This is a genomic window from Hydrogenophaga sp. (assembly GCF_051007235.1).
Lineage (GTDB): Bacteria > Pseudomonadota > Gammaproteobacteria > Burkholderiales > Burkholderiaceae_C > Hydrogenophaga.
In genome coordinates, this window is the sequence record NZ_JBPCSJ010000170.1 from 1 (window position 1) to 9084 (window position 9084).

The following is a 9084-nucleotide window of genomic DNA, read 5'->3' on the forward strand; positions in this document are numbered from 1 at the left end:
GTCGTGCGCTGGATCCGCGCCGCCACTGGCCGCAAAAAGATCCTGGTGTTCAACGGCTGCTACCACGGCACCATCGAGGACGTGTTCGTCGACCTGGTCGATGGCCTGCCGGTGCAGCGCGACAGCCTGCTGGGCCAGGTGCACGACCTGACCGAACACACCGTGGTGGTCGAATTCAACGACCTGGCCGCGCTGGACGCGGCGCTGGCCGGCGGCGACGTGGCCTGCGTGCTGGCCGAACCGGTCATGACCAACATCGGCATGGTGCTGCCCGAGCCCGGTTTCTGGGAGGCGGCGCAGCGCATCATCCGCCGCCACGGCACGCTGCTGGTCATGGACGAAACCCACACCATCAGCACCGGCCCTGGCGGCTATGCGCGGGCCCACGGCATCACACCCGACGCACTGGTGCTGGGCAAACCGGTGGGCGGCGGCGTGCCCTGTGCCGTCTACGGCATGAGCGCCGAACTGGCCGCCCGAGCGGTGCAGGCCAAGCGCGACGCCCCGCCCGGCCACAGCGGCATCGGCACCACGCTGACCGGCAACATGCTGGCCATGGCCGCCATGCGCGCCAGCCTGGCCGAGGTCATGACGCCGGCCGCCTACGAGCATATGCTGGGCCTGGCCGAGCAGCTGGCCGACGGCGTCCGCCGGCTCATCGAGCGCCACCGCCTGCCCTGGTGCGTCACGCAGGTGGGCGCGCGCACCGAATTCCAGTTCTGCCCCACGCCACCGCACAACGGCAGCGAGGCCGGGCACATCCTCGACGCCGAACTGGAGCACCTGATCCACCTGGGCCTGCTCAACCGCGGCGTGATGATCACGCCCTTCCACAACATGATGCTGGTCTGCCCCGCCACCACCGTGGACGACGTGGCCCAGCTGCTGGGCGCGCTGGACGAGGTGCTGACCGCCATCGTCGCCCAACCATGACCGCCGCGCCCACCCAGCAGGACGCGACCTACGCCCGATTGCGGCAGTGGGTGACGGTGGGCCGCTTCCTGCCGGGTGAGCGGCTGAAGATCCACGACATCGCGCAGCAACTGGGCGTGGGCATCACCCCGGTGCGCGCCGCGCTGCAGCGCCTGGCGGCCGAAGGCGCCCTGGTCAACGTGCCGCACGCCGGCATGCTGGTACCTCGGCTGTCGGCGGCCGAGTTCGACGACGTGCTGCAGATGCGCCTGCTGCTCGAAGGCGAAGCCGCCCAGCGCGGTGCCCACCGGCTGGACGATGCGGGCGTGGCCGAGCTGGCGGCGCTGGAAGCACAGATGGCCGCGGGTCTGGCTGCGGGCGACGCCAAGGCCTACCTGGACGCCAACGAGCTGTTCCACGTGCGGCTGTACCAGGCCGCGGCCTCCCCCACCCTGATGGGACTGATCGAAACCGTGTGGCTGAAGGTCGGCCCGCTGTCCAACCGGTTGTTCGAGGCCGAGGGCGCAGGTGCGGTCCTCAACGACGCGCACGGCGAGGTCATGAGCGCACTGCGCCGCAAAGACAGTGCGGGCGTGCGCCGCGCCATCGAAAAGGACCTGTTCGTGGCCGGGCAGTTCCTGCGGTCGTTCTGCGCCTGAGACGGCCCACGCGGCGTCAGCCGCGCAGCCAGACGAAGGCCGTCACCAGCCCGATCAGCACCGGCTGGTGCAGCAGGTAGTAGCTCAGGCTCCAGCGCCCCAGCACCGCCATGCCCCGGCGCAGCCCGGTGGAAGCGGCGTCGGCCGCGCCCAGCCACTGCGGCCGGTGCACCAGCGCCCATCGGCCAGCGGCCACGCCCCACCACATCACCCCCAGCCAGGGCAGCAGCGGCACATAGTCCTCCGTCACCGGCAGCTGGCCGATGAAGCCCAGCGCGTTCAGCCCAGGCGTATTGAGCACGGTCAGCGCCGGCACGGCTGCGATCACCCCTGGTGCCACGAATTTGGCTGCGATGGCCAGGGCACCCAGCGGCCAGAGCCAGAGACCCCACCCGGCTGTCAGCCTCACCACGATCAGCATGGCCGCGATGCCGTGCAGCACGCCGAAATAGATAAAGGTCTGCGGGAACATCAAGGCCGAGCCGGCCGAAACCAGCAAGGCCGCACCCGTCACCTGTGCCCAGCGCCGCCAGAACCGCGGCCAGCCCTGCCCTTGCGCCAGTGCCACCACCTGCGACAGCCCGGCGGTGAACAGGAACAGGCTGACGATGGCTGTGCGCTGCCAGGTCCAGAACGGGTCGCGGTGGAAGTCCTGCGCGATCAGGCGGAAGTGGTCGAGGTCGAAGGCGAAGTGGTACGCCGTCATCCACAACATGGCGACGGACCGCAGCGCGTCGATGCGGTCCAGGCGCTGGATCGACACGGTTGGCATCAGCTCCGGCTGGCCTGGTGGTGGATGCGCAGCAGCAGCTGCGCCAGCTCGCGCGGCGCGCTCACCATCGGGTCGTGCCCGGTGGCCAGCTCGTGCACCGTCCAGCCCGGTTCGCCGCGCACGCGCCGGCGAGCGGCGTCAATGGTCGGCAGCGCGGGCCGGGTGCAGTCGATGAAGCTGTGCGGCACCGCCCAGACCAGCGCCGGGTCGAAGTCCAGCGGCTCCTGATACAGGCGAAAGGGCTGCGGCGTCTGGCGGCGGTTGACCCAGTCGCGGTCTGCGCCGCTGAGGCCAAACACGCTGGCGTCGGGGGGCGGGAAGCTCAACCCGCTGCTGGCCTGCGCGGCGGCCACGCGCTGCGCCACGGTGTCGGGGCTGTGCGGCGTGCTCCAGCTCTCGCCGGGGTTCGGGACGCTCGCGTCCAGGTACACCAGGTGCCGCAGCAGACCGGGCGCAGAGCGCTGCAGGCGGTCGGCCACGCAGGTGATCAGGTTGCCCGCGTAGCTGTGGCCCACCAGCACCACGCGCTGCAGTTCTTCGGCCTCGATCAGGCCGATGATGTCCTGCACATGGGTGGCGATGCCGACGGCCGGGCTCAGCAGATGCGCCCGCTCGCCCACGCCGGTGAGGGTGACCGCGTGGCTGTCCACCCCCGCCTGGCGCAGCAGCGGCAGCACGCGGTGCCAGCACCAGGCACCGTGCCAGGCGCCGTGGACGAGCACGATGGCGGTGTGGGTGCGGGGATGGGGTGCAGACATGGGCGTTCTCCGGGACAATATCGGGTTCGTCGATCCGCCGTGATTCTGCCTGCTGTCCGCCTCTTTTTCGCCCGCCATGCTGCCCCACCAACTCGAACTGCTTGCCCCCGCCCGCGACGCCGACATCGGCATCGAGGCCGTGAACCACGGGGCCGACGCGGTCTACATCGGCGGCCCGTCGTTCGGCGCACGCACCAGCGCCGACAACTCGGTGCAGGACATCGCCCGGCTGGCGAAGTACGCGCACCGCTACAACAGCCGCATCTTCGTGACGATGAACACCATCCTGCGCGACGACGAGCTGGAGCCGGCCCGCCAGCTGGCCTGGCAGCTGTACGACGCCGGTGTGGACGCGCTGATCGTGCAGGACATGGGCCTGCTGGAAATCGACCTGCCGCCGATCCAGTTGCACGCCAGCACCCAGACCGACATCCGCACGCCCGAGAAGGCGCGCTTCCTTCAGGACGCAGGCCTGTCCCAGATCGTGCTGGCGCGCGAGCTGACGCTGCAGCAGATCGCCGCCATCGACGCCGCGCTCGGCCCGAAGGACGCGCCCGGCCGCGCCGTCCTCGAATTCTTCGTGCACGGCGCACTCTGTGTGGCCTACAGCGGCCAGTGCTTCATCAGCCACGCGCACACCGGCCGCAGCGCCAACCGCGGCGACTGCTCGCAGGCCTGCCGCCTGCCATACGAAGTGAAGGACAGCCAGGGCCGCATCGTGGCGCACGACAAGCACGTGCTGTCGATGAAGGACAACAACCAGAGCGACAACCTGCGCGAGATCATCGACGCCGGCGTGCGCAGCTTCAAGATCGAAGGCCGCTACAAGGACATGGCCTACGTCAAGAACATCACCGCGCACTACCGGGTGCTGCTGGACGACATCCTGGAAGAACGCCCTGAACTGGCCCGCGCCAGCAGCGGCGAATGCACCTTTCACTTCCAGCCCGACCCGAACCAGAACTTCAACCGCGAGTTCACCGACTACTTCGTGCAGGGCCGCCAGGAAGACATCGGCGCCTTCGACACGCCCAAGAACCCCGGCCGCCCGATCGGCTTCGTCACCGCCACCGGCCCCAACTTCGTCGAACTGCAGACCGACGACAAGGACACCGTCATCCACAACGGCGACGGCCTGTGTTACCTGGACCTGCAGAAGGAACTGGTGGGCCTGCAGATCAACCGCGCCGAGGCGGTGAACAAGAAAGGCAGCGCTTCCAATCTTTGGCGGGTGTTCCCCAAGGACCCGATGGAAGGCTTCAAGGACCTGCGCAAGGGCGTGCAGGTCAACCGCAACCGCGACATGGACTGGGTGCGGGGTCTGGAGAAGAAATCGGCCGAACGCCGCATCGGCGCCTGGCTCACGCTGGACGAAACCGCCGAAGGCCTGGCGCTGACCATCACCGACGAAGACGGCCACAGCGGCAGCGCCTCCCTGCCCGGAACGCCGGACAACGCCAAAGACCCCAGTCAGGCCGACATCAAGCTGCGCGAAAACCTCTCGCGCCTGGGCGACACCCTGTTCCAGCCACTGGACGTGACGCTGAACCTGAACGGCCCGCGCTTCGTGCCCGCGTCGCAGCTCAACGCCATGCGGCGCGACGCGGTGGAGCAGCTGGAAGCCGCCCGCGCCGCCGCCTGGCACCGCCTGCCGCGCGCGAAGCCAGTCGATCCGCCGGTCAACTACCCGGAAGACACCCTCACGTATCTGGCCAACGTGTTCAACCACAAGGCACGCGACTTCTACGCGAAACACGGCGTCAAGGTCATCGCTGCCGCCTACGAAAGCCACGAGGAAGAAGGTGAAGTCAGCCTGATGATCACCAAGCACTGCGTGCGCTTCAGCCTGAGCCTGTGCCCCAAGCAGGCCAAGGGCGTGACCGGCGTGCAGGGCACGGTGAAAGCCGAGCCGATGCAGCTGATCAACGGCAAAGAAAAACTGACCCTGCGGTTTGACTGCAAGCCGTGCGAGATGCACGTGGTCGGCAAGATCAAGCGCAGCGTGATGAACGCGGTGCCGGAGAGTCCGGTGAAGTTCTACAAGGCCCGACCACTTGCCGGAGCTTGAGGTTAAGGTTGAGGATGCGGTGCGCCATTGCGGTGAGCAGTTGCCTATTGCCAGAAAACATATAGAAAAACAAGCAGCAACTCCCACCCATGAGCCTTTCGTGCCCTCGCCATTTGCTCCGCTGAAAGAGCCAGCGGCGGCTGAAGATGCCTCTGCAACAACCACTGAGAAAGTGCGAAGACGGCCCCGATGAACAACGGGATACTCGACTGCCAGTAGATCGTCGCAAAGAAGGCGGCCGTCAGAAGCAAGGTGTTCAGCACCATGACCACTCCACCGGGAGAACCGGGAGCGAAACTCAGACCACCGCAGTCGGGACACTCAGCAGGAAAAACCACTGAAGACAGCCACTTGGGTGCGAGCCGGATGGACGAGCGGTGGCAGTGTGGGCAAGGATACATAGGCAGTGACCCGGTTCTTCCGGCGATTGTGCTGGAAGGCGAAGCGACGCTCAGTCCGATTCCCGTGCCTCCACCACCAACTGCCGCACCCGCACGCCTTTGACCTTCACCACCGCACGCACGCGCACACCCTGTTCCGCCTCCAGCCGCATCCGCTGGTGGTAATCCAGCCCATCGGTCTGGCCGGGGTTGTGGGCGGGTATGCGGCGGCTCCACTGGCGTTTGCCGTCGAACTCCACCGTCAGTTCCAGCCAGGCGCCGTCCGCATCGGCCGGCACGTTCACCAGCAGGGTGGCGTCCACATCGAACACGCGGGCGCGGCCGTTGAGGCCAGGGATGTTGAGCACGGCGACCGAGTCGCTGCCGGCGTCGGTGCGCCAGAGTTCGGGGGCGTGAACGGAAGGTGTCGATGGCGTCTTCATGGCGCGGCGACTGTACCGCAGAGCCGGTTCACCCCGTTGGGCGCATGAAAAAGGGGCGCCGCAGCGCCCCCCCATCCGCCCGGCATCGGGTCTCAGATGTAGGCCGCCACCGGCTTGACGTGGCGCATGTGCAGGCTCAGGCCCAGCGCGGCCATGTGGTTGCTGTTGCGGCCCAGGATGGTCTCGGCCAGCGGCAGGAACTCGGCTTCTTCAAAGCGCGCATGGGCAGCGTAGTCGGTCACCAGGCGCTGCAATTCGTTCACGTCCAGGTCGGTGCTGTGGCCCTTGGCGACTTTTTTCAGGTCGCTTTCGAGCCGCTTCCACAGGCTTTCTAGCATGCGGTGTTCGTTGGTCAGGCGCCGCACCATGCCTTGCACGCGTTCGACTTCCTCACCCGGCTGGGCGCTGGCCAGCACCGCGGGGAACAGCTCGCGCTCTTCCTCCAGGTGGTGCTCGAAGATGGCTTCGCGGAAAAATTCGACCGACTGCTCGGCCAGCTGGCGCGCGCGGGCTGCGGGCGCCAGGAGCGCCGGCAACTCGTCCAGCGCGCTTAGGCGCTTGAGGATGCCCTCATGGCAGTGGGAGAAGTTGGTCAGCGGTGCGTCGGTGTCGACACCGGTGGCGGTGGGCTTGTGCATGGCGGGCTCCTCGGGTGGGGTGCGCCGCGCGATTGCTCAGCACACTGACGATGACCAAGCCAGTCTAGGCACTGCCGCCGATCCGGACTTGACGCATGTCAAGCCTCGCGCGGGTACGCGAAACGGCGAGCTGACAGTGCGCGTTCAGTACGCGTTCAGTGCGCCGTCTTGCCGCGCAGTCTGTTGATGGTGTTGAACACCACCACCGCCAACGCACCGGCCACCAGGCCCGCCACGCCACCGGCCAGGCTGTTGACCAGGCCGCTCATGGCGCCCAGGCCTTGGGCCCAGTGTTCCACCGCGTGACCCAGTGCCGGCACGCCGTGCAGCAGGATGCCGCCACCCACCAGGAACATGGCCGCCGTGCCCAGCACCGACAGCGCTTTCATCAACCAGGGAGCGAACACCAGCAGACCCCGGCCGAACGCCTGGGCGGCCGACGACGCACGGCGGCTGAGGTACAGACCGGCGTCGTCAAGCTTGACGATGCCGCCCACGAGTCCGTAGACACCCAGGGTCATGACAATGGAAATACCGACCAGCACCGCCACCTGCTGCAAGAAAGGCGCGCTGGCCACCGCACCCAGGGTGATGACGATGATTTCGGCCGAGAGGATGAAGTCGGTGCGCACCGCGCCCTTGATCTTGTCCTTCTCGAAGGCCACGAGATCGACCTTTTCGTCGGCCACCGCTTTCACCAACGCCGTGTGGTGGGCTTCGTCTTCCTTCTGGCTGTGGAAGAAGGCGTGCAGCAGCTTTTCAGCCCCTTCAAAACACAGGAACAGGCCGCCCAGCATCAGCAGCGGGGTGATGGCCCAGGGCGCCACGGCGCTGATGGCCAGCGCGGCCGGCACGAGGATGGCCTTGTTCAGCAGCGAGCCCTTGGCCACCGCCCAGACCACCGGCAACTCCCGGTCGGCGTTCACGCCGGTGACCTGCTGCGCGTTGAGCGCCAGGTCATCGCCCAGCACACCCGCGGTCTTCTTGGCGGCCATTTGCGTCATGGCGGCCACGTCGTCGGCCGCGGCGGCGCTCTGGCGCGCGGCCACCTTGGTCATGGTGGCCACGTCGTCGAGGATGGTGGCGATGTCGTCAAGCAGTACGAGGAGGCTGGAGGCCATGGGATCGGTTCAACTTTCAGGGCCAGACAAGGGGAAACAGCGGGTCGTCCATCGGCGCGCCGTCGGGCAGCCGCTGGTCCAACCCCGGAAACGGCGGCGACGTGCGCCACGGGCGTGGTGCATGCACCGCGTCATCACCCAGGTAGCGGGCGGAAAACACGCGACGCCGCGCACCAGGCCCGGTGCCGCTGCTGGCGTGCAGGCTGAGCATGTGGAAGGCCACACAGTCCCCAGGCTCCAGCGCCCAGCCCAGTTGCCGATAAGTGGCGGGCTCGGCGTCGATGGGCGGCAGCTCGGCCAGCGTGCCTTCCGGGAACCACTTGGCCTGCTGGTCGCGGAAGGTGCGCGGCATGTACCAGGTGCCGTCGTGCGATCCGGCCACGAAGCGCAGCGTGCTCGCCAGCGGCACGGGGTCGACCGGAATCCAGAAGCTGACGTTCTGCATCCCGCCGACGTTGTAGTAGGGCTGGTCCTGGTGCCAGGGCGTGGGCTGGCGCGTGCCGGCTTCCTTGACCAGCAGGTGGTCGTGGTACAGACGCGCCGTGCGGCTCTGCATCAGCTGGGCCGCCAGGTGCGGCAAGGCCGACATCTGCAGGATGCGCTGGTAGTCCAGGTTGGTCTGCCAGGTGCAGAAGTCCTCGACGAAACGACCCGGGTCGTCCGGCTCGCTCGCCACCAGGGCCAGCGCGCTCAGGTGGGCCAGGTTGTGCTCGATACCGGCTTCGAGCGTGCGCAGATCGTCGGCGTTGAGCACGCCCCGCAGCACCACCGCTCCGTCGCGGGCGTAGGCCTCGATGGTGTCGGCGGGCAGCGGGTGTTCGCGGCGCATCGCGGGATCAGCCGACGAACTTTCTGGCGTTGCGCCAGATACGCATCCACGGGCTGAGTTCGCTGGTGTTGCCGCTGGTCCAGCTCATCTGGATGTTGCGGAACACGCGCTCGGGGTGCGGCATCATGGCCGTGAAGCGGCCGTCGGCCGTGGTGACGGCCGTCAGGCCGCCTGGGCTGCCGTTCGGGTTGAACGGGTACTGCTCGGTGGCGGCGCCTTGGTTGTCCACGAATCGCATTACCGCGATGGCCTGCGCCGGATTGCCGCGGTGCCTGAAGTTGGCAAAACCTTCGCCGTGCGCCACGGCGATCGGCAGGCGGCTGCCGGCCATGCCCTGCAGGAACAGGCTGGGCGATTCCAGCACCTCGACCATCGACAGGCGGGCCTCGAAACGCTCGCTCTGGTTGGTGGTGAAACGCGGCCAGGCTTCGGCGCCGGGGATGATGTCGGCCAGCTCGGCGAACATCTGGCAGCCGTTGCACACGCCCAGGCCGAAGGTGTCGG

11 protein-coding genes are annotated in these 9084 nt (G+C 67.8%); 3 read left to right on the forward strand and 8 right to left on the reverse strand.

The window, feature by feature from the left end; all coding sequences use genetic code 11:
• Together ACR2JA_RS06045 and ACR2JA_RS06050 are read left to right on the forward strand one after the other, a co-directional pair.
• On the forward strand, positions 1-933 hold a 933-nt coding region (locus tag ACR2JA_RS06045; protein ID WP_434008207.1), incomplete at its 5' end, for a transaminase.
• On the forward strand, positions 930-1571 hold the full coding sequence (locus ACR2JA_RS06050) for a GntR family transcriptional regulator (protein ID WP_434008208.1): 642 nt from the start codon (positions 930-932) through the stop codon (positions 1569-1571). The genes ACR2JA_RS06045 and ACR2JA_RS06050, both read left to right, overlap by 4 nt.
• A 16-nt stretch (positions 1572-1587) precedes the next feature.
• Here ACR2JA_RS06050 and ACR2JA_RS06055 read toward each other — a convergent pair whose 3' ends face one another.
• A complete protein-coding gene (locus ACR2JA_RS06055; RefSeq protein ID WP_434008209.1) occupies positions 1588-2343 on the reverse strand; it encodes a heparan-alpha-glucosaminide N-acetyltransferase in 756 nt (251 codons plus the stop codon).
• Entirely contained in the window at positions 2343-3101 is a 759-nt protein-coding gene (locus tag ACR2JA_RS06060; protein ID WP_434008210.1) for an alpha/beta fold hydrolase, read from the reverse strand. Before ACR2JA_RS06060 ends, ACR2JA_RS06055 begins: the two co-directional genes overlap by 1 nt.
• A 76-nt stretch (positions 3102-3177) precedes the next feature.
• On the opposite strand from ACR2JA_RS06060, the gene ACR2JA_RS06065 reads away from it, so the two are divergent.
• Positions 3178-5169, forward strand: a complete 1992-nt coding sequence (locus ACR2JA_RS06065; protein ID WP_434008211.1) for a peptidase U32 family protein — start codon at positions 3178-3180, stop codon at positions 5167-5169.
• Between the two features lie 44 nt (positions 5170-5213).
• Here the strand turns inward: ACR2JA_RS06065 and ACR2JA_RS06070 are convergent, their stop codons facing one another.
• From ACR2JA_RS06070 to ACR2JA_RS06095, 6 genes are all read right to left on the reverse strand, one after another.
• Complete coding sequence (locus tag ACR2JA_RS06070; protein ID WP_434008212.1) at positions 5214-5435, reverse strand: hypothetical protein; 222 nt, start codon at positions 5433-5435, stop codon at positions 5214-5216.
• A 185-nt stretch (positions 5436-5620) separates the two neighbouring features.
• Positions 5621-5992, reverse strand: coding sequence for a hypothetical protein (locus ACR2JA_RS06075; RefSeq protein WP_434008213.1), 372 nt, complete (start codon positions 5990-5992; stop codon positions 5621-5623).
• Positions 5993-6084: 92 nt separating this feature from the next.
• Entirely contained in the window at positions 6085-6630 is a 546-nt protein-coding gene (locus ACR2JA_RS06080) for a hemerythrin domain-containing protein (RefSeq protein WP_434008214.1), read from the reverse strand.
• Positions 6631-6785: 155 nt separating this feature from the next.
• The gene (locus ACR2JA_RS06085) at positions 6786-7751 is read right to left on the reverse strand and encodes a DUF808 domain-containing protein (RefSeq protein ID WP_434008215.1); all 966 of its coding nucleotides are present in this window, start codon (positions 7749-7751) and stop codon (positions 6786-6788) included.
• A 16-nt stretch (positions 7752-7767) separates the two neighbouring features.
• Positions 7768-8580, reverse strand: coding sequence for a phytanoyl-CoA dioxygenase family protein (locus ACR2JA_RS06090; protein ID WP_434008216.1), 813 nt, complete (start codon positions 8578-8580; stop codon positions 7768-7770).
• Positions 8581-8587: 7 nt separating this feature from the next.
• Positions 8588-9084: phosphoribosylformylglycinamidine synthase subunit PurQ (locus tag ACR2JA_RS06095; protein WP_434008217.1), on the reverse strand; the 497-nt coding region annotated here is incomplete at its 5' end.

Bases quoted from the DNA above. Each gene is read 5' to 3' on its own strand.
- ACR2JA_RS06050 (WP_434008208.1), top strand. From the start codon at position 930: ATGACCGCCGCGCCCACCCAGCAGGACGCGACCTACGCCCGATTGCGG.
- ACR2JA_RS06055 (WP_434008209.1), bottom strand. From the start codon at position 2,343: ATGCCAACCGTGTCGATCCAGCGCCTGGACCGCATCGACGCGCTGCGG.
- ACR2JA_RS06060 (WP_434008210.1), bottom strand. From the start codon at position 3,101: ATGTCTGCACCCCATCCCCGCACCCACACCGCCATCGTGCTCGTCCAC.
- ACR2JA_RS06065 (WP_434008211.1), top strand. From the start codon at position 3,178: ATGCTGCCCCACCAACTCGAACTGCTTGCCCCCGCCCGCGACGCCGAC.
- ACR2JA_RS06070 (WP_434008212.1), bottom strand. From the start codon at position 5,435: ATGGTGCTGAACACCTTGCTTCTGACGGCCGCCTTCTTTGCGACGATC.
- ACR2JA_RS06075 (WP_434008213.1), bottom strand. From the start codon at position 5,992: ATGAAGACGCCATCGACACCTTCCGTTCACGCCCCCGAACTCTGGCGC.
- ACR2JA_RS06080 (WP_434008214.1), bottom strand. From the start codon at position 6,630: ATGCACAAGCCCACCGCCACCGGTGTCGACACCGACGCACCGCTGACC.
- ACR2JA_RS06085 (WP_434008215.1), bottom strand. From the start codon at position 7,751: ATGGCCTCCAGCCTCCTCGTACTGCTTGACGACATCGCCACCATCCTC.
- ACR2JA_RS06090 (WP_434008216.1), bottom strand. From the start codon at position 8,580: ATGCGCCGCGAACACCCGCTGCCCGCCGACACCATCGAGGCCTACGCC.